Below are 15,917 nucleotides of genomic sequence, written 5' to 3'. Positions count from 1 at the left end.
GATCAGGCCGCCAGCGCCGCCCTGACCGCCGGCGGATCGAGCCGGTCGCGCTCGGCGATGACGACCAACTGCGTGCCGCGCACTTCGTCGCCGCGCCACGGCCGGTCGTACTGGATTCGCACCCGCGCGCCGACCGCCTGGACCAGCAACCGCATCGGCTTGCCCGCCACCGCCGCATAGCCCTTCACGCGCAGCACGGCGCCGCCCGCCGCGAGCGTCTCGATCCGGCGGGCGAGATCCTCCGGGTCGGCGATCTCGCCGAATGCGAGCACGAAGCTGTCGAAATCGTCATGCTCATGCTCGTCCTCGCCGTCATGGTACGAGGGGCGCGCGGCGATATCGTCCTCGGCCGCCGCGCCGAGCCCGAGCACGACGCGCGGATCGATTACGCCGTCGACGAGCTCGACCACGGGCAGCGGCCGCACCGTCTCGGCGGCGATGATCGCGCGCGCCGCGGCGATCCCGGCGGGGCCGGCCAGATCGCATTTGGTGAGCAAGACGAGGTCGGCGCAGGCGAGCTGATCCTCGAACACTTCGGACAGCGGCGTCTCATGGTCGATGCTCGGATCGGCGGCGCGCTGCGCGTCGATCGCGGCGAGATCGGGGGCGAAGCGCCCGGCGGCGACCGCTTCGGCATCGGCGAGCGTAATCACCCCGTCGACCGTGATGCGCGAGCGGATCGCGGGCCAGTCAAACGCCTTGAGCAGGGGTTTGGGCAAAGCGAGCCCCGACGTCTCGATCAGGATATGATCCGGACGTGGGTCCAGCGCGAGCAGCGTCTCGACGGTCGGGATGAAATCATCCGCCACGGTGCAGCAGATGCAGCCATTGGCGAGCTCGACGATGTTCTCGGCCGGGCAATCGGGGATCGCGCAGCCCTTGAGGATGTCGCCATCGACGCCGAGCGTGCCGAATTCGTTGACCACCACGGCGAGCCGGCGCCCGCCGGCGTTGCGGATCAGGTGGCTGATGAGGGTCGTCTTGCCGGCCCCCAGAAAGCCGGTGACGATGGTGACGGGAACCTTCGATAGATCGGACATGCTCTTCCCCGCGGCGCGACAGCAACGAACGGAAGGGGCCGATTTCGGACGACGCGCGACGACGGACGAGCGCCACAAGCCGCCCGCGCCACGCACCGATGCAGCCCCAGCCGCATAGGCTCGTCGCTCAGACGGAGAACCGTGCCGCGGCCATCCCCTGGGCCAAGGCAAGAGCGACCTTATCGCCGGCAGGTCTCCTGGCTCGCGGGTCGCAGCTCGAGCATCGCCTTCCCAGAGGGCCGATCCGAGGATCGGCATGTTCCAGTGGCCGCTCCCATTACTAGGAGCATGACGCTTTCGCTCACCGCTTACAGTTGCAGGGACAGCCGCGGATTTGGGGGAAGACCCCCGCACCGCATTCCCATTCAAGCCCCTCGCGGGGCACCGGCGCGATCTACGAGAGCCGTTTAACGGCCCTCGCTCATGGTCTTAGCCGAAGCGGGGCGGGTTGCCAATTCGCGAATCGTCACGGCATCAACCGCTTGCGGCCCTCGGACAGATGCCAGCGCATCGCCAGCGCGGCGCCTTCGCCGTCGCGCACGCGCACCGCGTCGACGATCATCTCATGCTCGCGCATCATTGCGCCGATCACCTCGGGCGGGCGCGAGCGCGAGATATCGACCCCGGCGCGCATGATCCGGTCGATCTCGCCGGCAAGCGCATCGAAGGCGAGCTCGAACGCGGGGTTGGCGGTCGCGCGGATGATCGCGCGGTGGAGCGCCATGTCTTCGTCATGCGCCGGCGCGCTCGACAACAGCGCTTCGCGCAGCCGCGCGAGCGCTTCGTCGATCGCCTCCATCTCGACGGCCGAGCGGCGGACCGCGGCGAGCCGCGCCGCCTCCGCCTCGAGCACGAAGCGCACTTCATAGGTGCCGAGCGTCGCCGACAGCGCGGCCATCGGCATATAGGCGACGAGCCGTTCCGACGGGCGGCTCTTGACGAACGACCCCGCACCGCGCCGCGCCTCGGTCACCCCGTCCGAGGCGAGCCGCACCAAAGCCTCGCGCACCACTGCGCGCGACATGCCGAACATCTCTGCGAGTCGCGCCTCCGACGGGAGCCGATCGCCGACCGCGAGCGCGTCGCTGTCGATGATCCCGATGATCCCGGCATAGGCGCGGTCGGCCAGTCGTTCCTCGCTCATCGCACGGTCCAGGCGGTCATGTCAGCACGCTGACGACATACACCAGGATCAGCCCCACGACGGACACCACCGTCTCCATGATCGACCAGGTGCGGAAGGTGGTCGGCGTATCGGTGCCGAGATAGCCGCGGACCAGCCAGAAGCCCGGGTCGTTGACATGGCTGAAGAACAGCGACCCGGCGCCGATCGCCAGCACGATCCATTCGGGCGGGGTGCCCGATGCGGCGGCGAGCCCGGGCATGATCCCGGCGGTGGTGATCGTCGCGACCGTCGCCGAGCCCGTGGCGAGCCGCACCGCGACCGCCACCAGCCAGGCGAGCAGGATCGGCGACACCGCGCCGTGCGTCGCGACGCGCGCGAGCAGATCGGACAGGCCGGCGGTGACGAGCACTTGCTTCAGCGCGCCGCCCGCGCCGATCGCGAGCAGGATCGCGCCGGCGGGCTTCATCGTCTCGGCCCAGATCGCGCCCTGCAGCACGCGCCCGAACAGCTGCCGTCCGAACAGCAGCGGAAGCGCGGCGAGATTGGCGATCAGCAGCGCGGCGATCGGGTTGCTCACCGCCGACAGCCAGCCGAGCTGCGCGCCCGGCAGCAGCAGCGTGACCTGCCCCAAAGCGATCAGCAGCACCGGCGCGAGCACGACGCTCAGCGACCGCCACAGGGCAGGGGTGGGGGTCATCGCCGCGACCGTCTCGATGATCGGGGTGCCGAGCGTCACGCCGCGCGCGGTGAAGCGCGCCAGCAGCGGCCCGGCGATGATCGCGGTCGGGATGCCGATCAGCACGCCATAGCCCATCGTCCGCGCGAGATTGGCGTGAAGCGCCTCGACCGCGAGCAACGGCCCGGGATGCGGCGGGACCAGCGCGTGCAGCACCGACAGGCCGGCGAGCGCGGGGAGCATGATCCGCAGCCGCCGTTCGTCGCGATCGGGCCCCGCCGGCAGGGCTGCCGCCACCGCCGCGATGATCGGCATCACCAGCACCAGCCCGGTTTCGAAGAACAGCGGCAGGCCGATCAGCAGCCCGATCGCGAGGCTCGCCCAGGGCGCGCCGCGCGGTCCGGTGCGCCGCAGCATGACGGTTGCGAGCGACGCGGCGCCGTTCGACAATTGCAGCATCGCGCCGAGCGACAGGCCGAGCGCGACGACGAGCCCGGTGCCGCCGAGGATGTCGCCCGCGCCCTTCTGCACGGCCTTGGCGGTGTCGGTTGCTGGCAGCCCGGCGAGCAGCCCGACCGCGAAGGCACCGCAGAGCAGACCGACGAAGGGGTGCAGCCGACCGCGCACGATCAGCACGATCGACAGCGCGATCCCCGCAATCGCGGCAAGTACGAGTCTGATGTCAAGCTCGGTCATGCGCGCGCCGCACGTCGCTGTGTCGGTCGTTCCATCAGCCACCCCCCAGAATCTCGCGTCGATGCGCGATGTGCGATATTGGTAGGACAGGTTATTGCGGCTTTCCAGACAAAACGCACGAAAAAGAGAGGGCGAGCACGATTTACGCTTGAATCTGTCCGACCGATTTCGGTATTGGTACGTCCGTTAGCGCTCCCACGGGCGCAGGCGATTCCGTAGCGAGGCGAGCAGTCCTGGCGCGGCGGGGAAGAGGAAAGATGCCATGGAAGGTCGACAGTATGACAGTCGCGGCGAGCGCGCGACGCGGCCGGGCGGACCGCTCGATCAGCTCACACCGACCCAGTTGAAGGTGATGCGCGGCGTGCATTCGGGCCTGCTCAACAAGCAGATCGCTTACGACCTCGGCATTGCCGAAGCGACAGTCAAGGCGCACATGACCGCGCTGATGCGCAAGCTCAACGTCCACAACCGTACGCAAGTGGCGATCGCCGCGCAAACGCTGAGCGGAACCGCCAAGGCGTCCTGACCCGACGCTGCCCACGCTTACCCTGCCGGGAGATGGACCTTGAATTTCGAACGCCGCAATCTCCTCCTGTTGGCCGCTGCCAGCGCGGTCGCGCCTGAAATGATGTTGCGAACCGCGGGCGCGCAGCCGCTCGCCGCGCCGGGCGGACGCAAGCTCGGCTATGCGATCGTCGGGCTCGGGACCTACGGCCTCGGCGTGATCATCCCCGAATTCGCGCGCTGCCAGAACAGCCGGCTCGCGGCGGTGGTGACGGGCGACGCCGCCAAGGGCGCGCGCGTCGCGGCCGAGCACGGCCTGCCGGCGAGCGCGGTCTATTCCTATGCGAATTTCGACAGCATTCGCGACAATCCCGATGTCGACATCGTCTATGTTTGCCTGCCCAATGCGATGCACGCCGACTATACGATCCGCGCCGCCAAGGCCGGCAAGCATGTGATGTGCGAGAAGCCGATGGCGATCTCGGTCGCCGAATGCGAGGCGATGATCGCCGCGTGCCGCAAAGCCGACCGCAAGCTGATGATCGGCTATCGCTGCCATTTCGAGCCGTTCAACCTCGAGGCGATGCGGCTCGCGCGCAGCGGGGCGGCGGGCAATATCCGCTACGTCCGGACCGAACACGGCTTCACCCAGGGCGATCCGTCGAAATGGCGGCTGAAGCGTGCGCTGTCGGGCGGCGGGTCGCTGATGGACATGGGGGTCTATTCGCTCCAGGCGGCGCGCTACATGACCGGCGAGGAGCCGATCGCGGTGACCGCGCGCGAATCGACCGATCGCAGCGATCCGCGCTTCCGCGAGGTCGAGGACATGATCGAATGGAACCTCGAATTCCCCTCGGGCGCGATCGCGGGGTGCCAGTCGATGTACAGCGCCAATCAGAACCACGTGCTGCTGATGGGCGACAAGGGGCGGATCGAGCTCGAGCCCGCGACGCGCTACAGCGGCAACCATATGTGGACCGGACGTGACGGGCGCGAGCGCGAGCTGACCCCGCCGCCGGGGCCGCGCGCGACGCAGTTCGCGGGGCAGCTCGATCATCTCGCCGACTGCATCGTCACCGGGCGCGAGCCGATCGTCGGTGGCGCGGAAGGATTGCGCGACATGCGCATCGTCGAGGAGATCTACCGCTCGGCGCGCGAGGGTCGCACGATCCGGCTGGACGGACGGGCATGAAGCGGTTGCTGCTGATGGCTACGCTGGTGCTTGCTGCTCCCTCTGCCGCGCAGGCGACCGCGGCCGATCCGACCGGGTTCGCCTCGGCGGCCGACGTTCAGGCGGCGGTCGCGAAGATGGCGGCGGGGATGCAGCCGGGGCAGGGGTTCGCCTATGCGCCTTTGGTGCGCGACGGCGCGACCGTTGCCGCGCTCGAATATTGGAAAGCGCCGGGCAAGCCCGCGGTGCATCCCGACGATGCCGAATACACGATCGTCATCGCGGGTGCGGGTACGCTGATCTCGGGCGGGCGAATGGTCGATCCGCACCCCACGCGCGCCGATCTGGTCGAGGGCAGCCGGATCGAGGGCGGCACGACGCGCACGCTCAGGGTCGGCGACGTGATGCTGATCCCGGCGGGGACGCCGCATTATTTCGGCATCACCGGAGGCAAGCTCGTCCTGCTCGGCATGAAGCTGCCGCGGAAGTGATCGACCGTCGTCGAGTGCTCGCGCTCGGTGCGGCGTGTGTCGCGATGCCCGCCGCCGCGCTGGCGACCGCCCCTGCGATCCGCCGGCTGTCGCCCAAGCTCGACCGGATCATCGCGCCCGACGCGGTGATCGAGACGATTGCGACCGGGATCCGTTGGGCCGAGGGGCCGGTGTGGGTGGCGGGGACGGGGCTGCTCTTCTCCGACCCGCCCGCCAATCTGATGCGGCGCTGGACGCGCGCGGGGGGCACGCGCGCGTTCCTGTCGCCCTCGGGCGCAGCGGGGACCGATCCCAAGCTGGTGCGTGAGGCGGGTTCGAACGGGCTCGCGCTCGGGCATGACGGCGCGTTGCTGATCGCCAATAGCGGCGGGCGCAGCATCGACCGCTTCGATCTCGCGACCAAGCGGCGGCGCGTGCTGGTCGATCGCTACCGGGGCAAGCGCTTCAACAGCCCCAATGACCTCCACGTCGCGCGCAGCGGCGCGCTCTATTTCACCGATCCGCCCTATGGGCTCGCCGATGGCGATACCTCGCCGATCAAAGAGCAGCCGCATAACGGCGTCTATCGCTGGACGCCCGGCGGCGAGGCGGTGCTGCTCGACGGAACGCTGACGCGGCCCAACGGCATCGCCTTGTCGCCCGACGAGCGGCGGCTGTACGTGTCGGTATCGGACGAGGTGGCGCCGGTGATCCGCGTCTACGATCTCGACGCGCGCGGCCTTCCGACGGGTTCGAGGATCTGGCTCGACGCGAAGCCGCTGCAGGCGGGCGGCGCGCCGGGGCTGCCCGATGGGATGAAGATCGCGCGCGACGGGACGATGGTCTGCTCGGTGCCGGGCGGCATGATGTTCCTCACCCCCGAAGCCGAGCCGCTCGGCCTGATCGCCAATGGCGGCCCAATCGCCAATTGCGCGTTCGGCGAGGGCGGGAAGACGCTGTTCCTGACCGCCTCCGACCGCGTGCTGCGCGTGCCGCTGCGGATCGCCGGATAACCCGCTAGGGCCGCGCGGCGTAGAGCGCGTGGTGCGTCAGGATGAAGAGCGTGCGGCCGTCCGCGCCGCCGAACAGCAATTGCAACGGGCGTTCGGGCACGTCGATCCGACCGGCGGGCTGCCCGGCGGGATCGTAGACGAACACCTGCCCGTTGGCGACGTAGACGCGACCATGCGCGTCGGTCGCGACGCTCTCGCCGCCGCGCTCGGCGAAGGGCTTGAGCTCGGTGACGGCGCCGCCGGCACCAACGAGGCCCGAGTAGGTCCGGTCTTCGGACTCGTTGGTGACGAACACGCGCGCCCCGCGCCTGGCGGTGGTGAAGCCATAGGCGTCGAGCGAGTCGGAAAAGCGCCAGCCCTGGAAGGTCGGCGGCCCCTGCTGGACGGTGCGATAAGCGGGCAGCGCAAGACTGCCGTCGGGCGAGACATATTCCAGCGGCTTGGCGAGCGCCATGTCGCGCGCGAACATCTCGGCGAGCGTCGTGAAGCGATAGCTGGCGGGATCGAGCTGGTCGCGGAATTCGCCATTGTTCCAGTAGTTGACGGGAAGCACGGTGGCCGCGCCGGGATGCTCGGCGCGCGGAGTGGGGGCGATCACCGTCACCTGGCTGTCGGGCGCGCCGGGGCGGAGGCTGTAGACCGTGCCCTGCGCCCCCGCCGAGGACAGGACCAGCAGATTGTCCGAACGGTCGACCGCGAGATTGACCGCGTCGAGCGGCTGGTCGCGCACCAGCGTCAGGCCCGCGCCCTGCGCCCAGCGGAAGATGCGCTGCTTGCGATGGTCGATGAAATAGAGCGCGCCGTGCGAGTCGACCGCGCCGCCCGAGATCGAGGTGAAGTCGGCCGCGAGCTTCTCGACCGCGATGGTGGCGGCAGCGGGGGGCGGCGGCGGCGCACCGACATCGAGCGTGGCGAACTCGCGCTCGCGCAGCTCGAGCCCGTGCGTCACGTCCTGGATCGCATTCTCGTACGGGTAGCGGCTCGCGCGCAGATAGGTGTCGCACGTGTCGTGGTCGCAATAGCCGATCCCGCTCTCGGCGTTGACGTGGACGTTGCGGAAACGGATCTGGTTGTCGCCGTACAGCCGCACGGCGGTCGGCGCAGGCGTGATCGAGCGCGTCACGCGATAGGCGTGGTAGTTGGCGATCAGGATGTTGCGCGATTCGCGGATCTCGAACGATACCGCGTTGCCGCTCTCGCCGGCTTCTTCCTCGGTCTGCGGCGCGAGGAACTCCCAATTGGCGACACGGTTGAGCCCGATCTCGGTGCGGACATGATGTTCGTTCGACAGCTGGTAGACGTGCCCCGGCGTGTCGGTGTCCGAGACATAGAAGCCGGCGGCCGCATAGGTGCTCGGGCTCCACAGCTTGGAGAAGGTGCCGCCGCCGCCATCGGTCACCCAGATGCTCGGATATTGCGAATCCCAGCGCCGTGCGGGGTCGGGATCGCCGCTATGGTCGGCATTGTACGGGTCGACGCGCGTGCCGTCGGCGCGGTCGGTGCCGTGGCCGCCCTGAATCTTGACGTCGTCGACCATCGACGCTGCGCCTGCGCGCCATAGCAAAGCGGTCGCGCGCGGATTGATCCCGCCGGTCGCCAGGCCGAGTCCCGAGACGATCGCGTCGCCGCCCTTGGCGGACTCGATCAGCGCCTGCGGGCCGCCGACCCCCTGGAAGCCGGGGGTGCGATCCGGCAGCACGATCTGCGTTAGGCCGGGATGCAGGCCGACGAGCACGGTGTCGGGCTTGAGGCGCAGCGTTCCTGACACGCGGTAATGCCCGGTCGGGAAATAGACCGTGCGATGCGTGTCGATCGCGTGCTGGATCGCCGCGGTGTCGTCGCTCGCATCATCGCCCTTGGCGCCGAGGCTCCGCACGTCGGCCCAGTCGGCGACCCGCGGGAGCGCGCGCAGCGCAGGTGGGGTCGCGGTAGGCAGGGTCGGCAGCGCAGCGGCGTCAAAGGTGGTCGCGATCGTCCCCATCTGCCCGAGCGCAGGCACTGCGAGGCCATGATTGAACCGCGCGACGCGGTACGTCGCGCCTTTGCCCGCGACAACCTTCCCGCTGTCGCGGAAGCGCGCGAAGGTCGGGGTGCCACTCGCGAGCGTGTTCTCGAACCCGATCTGGGTATAGGCGCTTGCCTCGTTCGAGATCACCACCGCGGCCTTGCGAACGCGCTCGAAGCGCACCCCCTGGCCCCACAGCCAGTCGCCATAGCCGCGATCGATCTCGATCCCGACCGGCATGTCGCGAAAGCTGGTGTTGACCAGCGTCAATTGCGCCTCATGCTCGCGGATCGCGGCATCGCGCTGGCCGTCGAAGCTCGAATCGATCAGCGTGAACTGCCACGCCGGCGAGGGCTTCTCGGTCAGGATGCCATAGCGCCCGCCGTGGAAATGCAGATCCTCGGCCTGGTTGGCGACCTGATAGACACCCGCCAGCCCCGAGCCGATCTGAAAGTCGATATGCCCGAGATAGGCGTGCTGCGCGGCGTGGAAGCGGATCGCGGTCGCCGCCGGGTTGCCCGCGCCGATCGTGAAATCGACATTGCTTAGCGCGGAATAGAAGGTGCCGGGGTTAGCGTCGGCGATCTGCGGATCGAACGGCACGCTGTTGACCACGGGGATGGGCACGCGCTGCGCCGGATCGCGCCGCGCGCCGGCGAACACCAGCATCGTCGAAATCCCGCGCTGGAAGCCCGCGGCATGGTCGGCGAGCCGGATCACCGGACGCGTCGCGCCGACCCCGAACAGCCGCACCCCCGGCCACAGGAACAGCGTGCGCTGGATGCGATAGGTGCCCGCTGGCAGGAACACGATCCCGCCCGCGAGGCTCGCCGGGTGGCCGGGCGTGTCGCTGCGCGCCGCCGCCGCATCGATCGCCGCCTGGATCGCGGGGCCGTCATCGGCGCGGCCGTCGCCGACGCCCTTGACGGTCACCGCGCGCGGGTCGGCGGGCGCGACCGTATAAACCGATGGCGACGCCAGCGCGGGGGAGGCGAGCACGGTGGAAGCGAGCAGCGCGATAGCGGTCATTTTCATAAACGAAGGTCCTACCGCCGGTCTAACGCACTGTCGCTACAGATAAAGACGTCCGGGTCGTGGCGACCCGGACGCGAAGGATCGGCCGCAGCTCAGAAATTGTAGCGGACCCCGCCCCGATAGGTGCGGCCGAGCAGATCGTAGAGCGCGGCGTTGACATCGACGCCGGTGTTGGTCTGCGGCGACGCCGTCGGCGCACGGTCGCCGATATTGTCGATCTTGAAATAGAAGTTCAGCTTCGGCCCGATCTTGTACGACGCGCCGATATCGACATAGAGCGCGCCGGCCATGCGGTTGTTGTCGATCGTCGGATTGTTTGCGGTCGAGACCGGGCAGGTTCCGGGCGCACACACGACATAGGTGTTGGCGTAGGTCCCGGCCGAGAACCAGCGCTGCTGCAGGAAGAAGTTGAACTGGTCGGTGTCGATGCTTTCGATCATCAGCACCTTCCAGTGCGGCGTGTTGCCGGCGTTCACGCCGGCCGTATCGACCGGAATCGTGCCGGGAATGCCGGGATCTGTGACGAATTCCCGCACATGGGTCGCGAGCGCGCGCAGGCTCAAGGTCGCGTTTTTCACCTTCTGGCGATAGCTCGCCTCGATATCGAAGCCGCTGGTCTTGATCGAGGCGAGGTTGAACGACTGGCTGTTGACGAAGCCCACCGCCGGCGGCGCGGGCAGCGAGAAGGTGTTGCACAGCGAGGTCACGCCTTGCTGGCACAGATTGACTTCCTGCTGCGCCGAAAGCGAGGAGATGACGCCGTTGATCTTGATCCGGTAATAATCAACCGACGCCGAGAAGCCGGGCAGCCAGTGCGGCCGCGAATAGACCAGGCCGACTTCGGTATTGTACGCGATCTCGGGCTTCAAAGCGGAATTGCCGATCGTGTTCTGGATGATGTTCACCGCCGAATTGGTGAACGGGTTGGTAAAATTGTTGTTGGTCACCGACACGGGTGCGGCGAACAGTTCGGAGAGGTTGGGCGCGCGCACGTCGCGCGATTCGACCGCACGGAAGCGCAGGCCGTCGAGCGGCGTGTCCCAGGTGCCGCCGATCTTCCAGCTATAGACCGTGCCCGAGGTCGAATAATGCGTCGCGCGGCCGGCGAGGTTGAGATTGGCCTTGCCCACGCTCACCGAGTTCAGGAACGGCACGTTGAGTTCGAGAAAGCCCTCATAGACGGAATAGGCGCCGCGACCGTTGTGATAGTTGCCGGCGTACCAGGCGGCACCATTGGTCGAGACGGTCGGATCGGCGGGATAGGCGGCACTGTACGGGCTCTCGGTGGTGACGCCATTGCCGTACGGGTCGGCGAGCACGTGATAGAATTCGTGGCGATATTCCGCGCCCGCCGCGACCGACACGGGGCCTGCCCAGGAGTTGAACGGTGCGCCCGAGAAGCTCGCGCTGACCACGTCCTGCGTCTGGCGGGTATGCTGGAACGGCCCGTTCGCCGGCTCGATATAGGCGAGCGACGCCGCGCTCGGCGGGGCGCCGCCGATGATGTTGTACGGCACGCAGCCATTGGCGCGTGCGACCGGGTCGGCGCAGACGATCTGGCCGCCCAGCGTGATCGCCTGGACCGCGGCGTTGTAATGGCCGTTGAGCGTGATGTTCTTGACGTGGATGTCGGTGATATTCTCGCCATGCTCGCCGTAGATGTCATAGCTCCAATTGGTGCCGAACAGCCCGACCTGACCGTCCGCGCCGAGCACCGCGCGATATTGCCGGCGCGTCGGATAGACACTGATGTCGGCCGGCAGCTGCCCGTTCGACGAGCCGAACTGGAAGCTCGAGATGCCGGCATTGGTGCAGGCCTGCTGGATCGAACCGGGGACGAACGGATTGGCAAGGGGGTTATTCACGCCGCACTGGATCGTGACGCCGGTCTTGGTTGCGCCGGGGTTGGGGACATTCATCGAATCGACGCGCGCGACGTTGACGCTCGCGTAGATCTCGTTGTGATCGTCTATGTCGAACCCGATCCGGCCATAGCCGTTCGCGCGCTTCAGCGCCGATTGCAAGCTCGTGCCGTTGCCGACATTGCCCGACAGATCGCCGCCGAGACAAAAGGCGCCCGCCGAATAGCAGCCGTTGACCGTGCCCGCCGCATTCTTGGCCGGCGTTCCGCCGCCATATTGGAACGGGAACGGCTGGCCGTTGACGTCGAACGCGGTGCCCTGGAGCGGGCCGGCGGTGATCAGGCCGTATTTGGTATAGGTATAGGCCTGCGCATGGTCGCGCACGAGATATTGCGGCGAGCCGTCGTTGGTTACCCCGCGATTGATGAAGGTGCTGGTGCGATACCAGTCGCGGCCGTTGGTGCCGGCCTCGCCGAAGCGCGGGCTGGGTACGCCGTCCTCATGGTCGTATTCGCCGCTGACCTCGACGTGGAAGCGGCCGAAGCGATGCCCCGCCGCCGCCTGGATGAGATATTGCGCGTTGTCGCCATAGGTCGTCTCGCCGCCCGAGACATTGGCCTTGAAGCCTTCGAAATGCTTGTTGGTGATGAAGTTGACCACGCCGCCGACCGCGTCCGAGCCATACGACGCCGAGGCGCCGCCGGTGACGACGTCGACCCGCTCGATCAGCAATTGCGGGAACAGGCTGATGTCGGGCACGCCGGTGACGTTCGCGCCGACCACGCGCTGGCCGTCGAGCAGCGTCAGCGTGCGGATCGTGCCGAGCCCGCGCAGCGAGAAGGAGCTCAGGCCCTGCTGCCCGCTCGAGGTCGAATTGACGTTGGTCGAGGTGTTGGCCGAGCCCTGCAGCGACGGCAGCTGCGCGACCGTGGTGAAGATGTTGGGCTCGGCGTTCTTCGCGATCGAATCCGCCGTGAGCACCTGGGTCGGGGTCGGCGCGGTGAAGCCGCTGGTGCGGATGCGCGAGCCGGTGACGACGATGTCGCGCGCCGCCTCGTCGGGCACGGTCGACGGCGCGTTCGATGCCGGGGGCGTGGATTGGGCGAGCGAGGGCGCTTGCGCTGCGCCCGGGTCGGCCCAGGCCGGGGCCGCGGCGGCAATGGCGATCAGCGCGGCGCCGACGGCGAGCGCCCGCCGCCGTCCGCGGCGTGTGTCGAACGTGGTTGCGATCCGGTTCATGCTGCATCTCCCCCTTATGTGTTGAAAAGTCTTCGTTCAGATTCCGACGGCGTAGAGTGCGTGGTGCGTGAGGATGAAAAGCGTGCGGCGATCGGCGCCGCCAACGACGAGCTGGATCGGCCGCTCGGGCACGTCGATCCGGCCGAGCGGCTTGCCCGCTGCGTCGAAGCCGAAGACTTGCCCGTTGGCGATCCAGACGCGGCCTTGGCGGTCGGTCGCGACGCTTTCGCCGCCGCGATCGGCGAAGGGCTTGAGGTCGCTCAGCGCGCCGCCCGCGCCGGCGACCGCCGAATAGGTGCGGTTCTCCGACGCGTTGGTGACGAATACGCGCTGGCCCGGCGGCGCGGCGACCAGGCCGTAGCTGTCGAGCGTATCCGAAAAGCGCCAGCCGATATGGTCGGGCGGGCCCTGCTGCCAGACGCGGAACGCCGGAAGCGCGAGGCTCCCGTCGGGCGCGACATATTCCATTGCCTTGGGCGTGGCGGCGTCGCGCGCGAACATCTCGGGCAGCGTGGTGAAATGGTCGGTGGCGGGGTCGTACTGATCGCGGAATTCGCCGTTGTTCCACCAATTGCCCGGCAGCAGCGTCGCCGCGCCGGGATGCGGCGCGACAGGGGTCAGCGCGATCGTCGTCACCTGGCCGTCCTTCGGCGCGCGTGGATCGAAGCTGTAGACGGTCCCTTGCGCGCCGAGCGAGGAGAGCACGAGCAGGTCGCCCGACTTGGCCACCGCGAGGTTGACCGGGTCGAGCGCATTGTCGCGCACCACTTCGAGCCCGCGCGCCGCACTCCAGCGCCAGATCTTCTGGAAGCGATGCTCGACGAAATAGAGCGCGCCCTTGGCATCGGCCGTGGCGCCCGAGATCGAGAAGAAGCCGTCGGCGAGCTTGCGGACCGGATGGCCCAGCGTCGCCGGTGCCGCTGTCGCTGGCGGCGCGCCCAGGTCGAGCGACGCGAACTCGCGCTCGCGCACGGTAAGGCCGTGCGTCACGTCGGTGATCGCATCCTCGAACGGGAATTTGCTCGCGCGCAGATAGGTGCCGCAGCCATCCGCCTGGCAACTCGCGAACGCGCTCTCGGCATTGGTGTGGAGGTTGCGGAACCGAATTCCTGAACTGTTGAACAGCTTCACCGCGGTCGCCGCCGGGTGGAAGGTCCGCGTCACGCGATAGGCGTGGTAATTGGCGAAGAGCAGATCGTGCGAGTCGCGGATCTCGAGCGAGACCGTGTCCATCCCCTCGGGCACTTCCTGCTCGGTTTGCGGCGCGAGGAAGCGCCAGTGCGCGACATGGTCGAGCACGATTTCGTTGCGGACGTGATGCTCGTTCGAGAGCTGATAGACGCGGCCCGGCGTATCGGTGTTCGAGACGTAGAAGCCCGCTTGCGCGAAGCTGTTCGGCGTCCAGATATCGGCGAAGGTCCCGCCGCCGCCGTCGGTCACCCAGATGCTCGGATATTGCGCGTCGAGCCGGCGGTCGGCAATCGGATCGCCGCTGTGCGCGGCGCGCGTGTCGAGGCCCTTGCCGTCGGCGGTGGGGGTGCCGCCGCCGCCCATGATCTTGACGTCGGTGAGCTGCGAGGCCGCGCCGGCTTTCCACATGAGCGCGCTCGCGCGCGGATTGACGCGTCCGGTGAACAGGCCGAGCCCCGAGACGATCGCATCGCCGCCGCGCGCGGTTTCGAGCAACGGCACGACGCTGCCCTCGCCGGCGAAGGCCGGCGTATCGTCGGGCACGACCAATTGAGTGAGCGCAGGGTGCAGCCCGATCAGCACGCTGTCGGGGCGCAGGTGCAGCGTGCGCGTGACGCTGTAGAAGCCCGCCGGGAAATAGAGCACGCGGTGCGTGTCGATCGCGCGCTGGAGCGCGGCGCTGTCGTCGCTCGTCCCGTCGCCGCGTACGCCGAGCGTGTGGACGTTGTTCCATTCCGCCACGGGCGGCAATGCGCGGATCGCGGAGGCGCCCGCGGCGGGCAGCGCGGGGAGGGCGGTCGCCTGCCAATCCGTCGCAATCTGCCCGATCGCGCCGAGCGCGGGCACTTTCAACCCATGGCTGAAGCTCGCGACGCGGTATGCTGCGCCCGGCGCGGCGAGCGTCTTGCCGCTCTCGCGGAAGCGCGCGAACACCGGCGTGTCGTGCGCGAGCGTGGTGTCGAAGCCGATCTGGGTGAAGACGCTCTTCTCTTGCGAAATGACGACCGCCGCGCGCGAGACATGCTCGAAGCGGACGTCGCTGCCCCATAGCGAGTCGCTATAGCCGGGGTCGATGTCGATCCCGACCGGGGTGTTGGCGATGCTCACGTTGACGAGCGTGAGATCGGCCTCATGCTCGCGGATCGCGGCGTCGCGCTGCCCGTCGAAGCGCGAATCGAGCACGGTGAACTGCCAGGCGGGCGAGGTCTTCTCGCTCACCACGCCGTAGCGGCCGCCGACGAAATGGACGTCCTCGATGACGTTGCCGGCCTGGTAGATCCCGGCGAAACCCGACCCGATCCGCAGCTCCATGTGCGACAGGAAGGCATGCTGCGCGACGCGGAAGCGCACCCCCGCCGCGGCGGGATTGCCCTCGCCGAGCTCGATATCGATGTTGCTCATCGCCGAATAGAAGGTCGCCGAATTGGCATCGCGCACGGTGTCGCTCGGCGGGACCAAGGTCGGGATCGGCACGGGCACGCGCCCGACCTGATATTGGTCGCCCCCGGTGAAGACGACGAGCGTCGCCACGCCGCGCTGGAACCCCGGCGTCGCATCGCCGAGCACCAGCACCGGCCGCGTCGGCCCAACGCCGAACAGCCGCACGCCGGCGGGAACGAGCAGGCTGCGCGTCAGGCGATAGCGACCCGAGGGCAGGAAGACGATGCCGTCGCCGCTCTTCGCGCGCGACGCGTCGATCGCGCGCTGCAGGATCGCGGTATCGTCGGCCTTGCCGTCGCCGCCTTGCGACACGGTGACGGCACGCGGGTCGTCAGGCTTTGCGGTCAGCCAGGACGCGCCCGGCGCGGCCGCGGCGAGCGCGGGCGTCAGCGCGAGCATCGTCGCGCAAAGCCACGCTGCCCTCTTGCGTCCCATCGCCATCCGCCCAC

10 protein-coding genes and 1 riboswitch are annotated in these 15,917 nt (G+C 68.5%); of the genes, 4 read left to right on the top strand and 6 right to left on the bottom strand.

Annotated features, from left to right (window positions below; genetic code table 11):
- Positions 1-2: 2 nt before the first annotated feature.
- The 3 genes from cobW to RH90_RS17015 form a co-directional block, all read right to left on the bottom strand.
- Complete coding sequence (cobW, locus tag RH90_RS17025; RefSeq protein WP_010187385.1) at positions 3-1,040, bottom strand: cobalamin biosynthesis protein CobW; 1,038 nt, start codon at positions 1,038-1,040, stop codon at positions 3-5.
- 170 nt (positions 1,041-1,210) lie between these two features.
- Positions 1,211-1,444: riboswitch (cobalamin riboswitch) on the bottom strand.
- A 62-nt stretch (positions 1,445-1,506) separates the two neighbouring features.
- Positions 1,507-2,184: a FadR/GntR family transcriptional regulator gene (locus RH90_RS17020; RefSeq protein ID WP_010187381.1), complete on the bottom strand. Its 678-nt coding sequence runs from the start codon at positions 2,182-2,184 to the stop codon at positions 1,507-1,509.
- A gap of 16 nt (positions 2,185-2,200) precedes the next feature.
- A complete protein-coding gene (locus RH90_RS17015) occupies positions 2,201-3,538 on the bottom strand; it encodes a GntP family permease (protein WP_029625400.1) in 1,338 nt (445 codons plus the stop codon).
- Between the two features lie 262 nt (positions 3,539-3,800).
- On the opposite strand from RH90_RS17015, the gene RH90_RS17010 reads away from it, so the two are divergent.
- Genes RH90_RS17010 through RH90_RS23180 form a run of 4 tightly spaced genes read left to right on the top strand, consistent with a single transcriptional unit; the run spans position 3,801 to position 6,696 of the window.
- A complete protein-coding gene (locus tag RH90_RS17010) occupies positions 3,801-4,064 on the top strand; it encodes a LuxR family transcriptional regulator (protein ID WP_010187379.1) in 264 nt (87 codons plus the stop codon).
- Between the two features lie 39 nt (positions 4,065-4,103).
- On the top strand, positions 4,104-5,234 hold the full coding sequence (locus tag RH90_RS17005) for a Gfo/Idh/MocA family protein (protein ID WP_010187378.1): 1,131 nt from the start codon (positions 4,104-4,106) through the stop codon (positions 5,232-5,234).
- Positions 5,231-5,704, top strand: coding sequence for a cupin (locus tag RH90_RS17000; protein ID WP_010187377.1), 474 nt, complete (start codon positions 5,231-5,233; stop codon positions 5,702-5,704). Before RH90_RS17005 ends, RH90_RS17000 begins: the two co-directional genes overlap by 4 nt.
- A 44-nt stretch (positions 5,705-5,748) precedes the next feature.
- A complete protein-coding gene (locus RH90_RS23180; protein WP_086011227.1) occupies positions 5,749-6,696 on the top strand; it encodes an SMP-30/gluconolactonase/LRE family protein in 948 nt (315 codons plus the stop codon).
- A 4-nt stretch (positions 6,697-6,700) separates the two neighbouring features.
- On the opposite strand, the gene RH90_RS16990 is transcribed toward RH90_RS23180, so the two are convergent.
- The 3 genes from RH90_RS16990 to RH90_RS16980 form a co-directional block, all read right to left on the bottom strand.
- Positions 6,701-9,736, bottom strand: coding sequence for a glycosyl hydrolase family 28-related protein (locus RH90_RS16990; protein ID WP_010187373.1), 3,036 nt, complete (start codon positions 9,734-9,736; stop codon positions 6,701-6,703).
- Between the two features lie 92 nt (positions 9,737-9,828).
- Positions 9,829-12,837 (bottom strand): TonB-dependent receptor plug domain-containing protein, encoded by a 3,009-nt coding sequence (locus RH90_RS16985; RefSeq protein WP_010187372.1) that lies wholly within the window; start codon positions 12,835-12,837, stop codon positions 9,829-9,831.
- Between the two features lie 36 nt (positions 12,838-12,873).
- Entirely contained in the window at positions 12,874-15,909 is a 3,036-nt protein-coding gene (locus RH90_RS16980; protein WP_010187362.1) for a glycosyl hydrolase family 28-related protein, read from the bottom strand.
- Positions 15,910-15,917: the final 8 nt, after the last annotated feature.

Origin of the sequence: Sphingomonas sp. PAMC 26605, from assembly GCF_000241485.1 — a bacterium.
Lineage (GTDB): Bacteria > Pseudomonadota > Alphaproteobacteria > Sphingomonadales > Sphingomonadaceae > Sphingomonas.
This window is presented reverse-complemented; position numbering and strand designations above follow the sequence as displayed.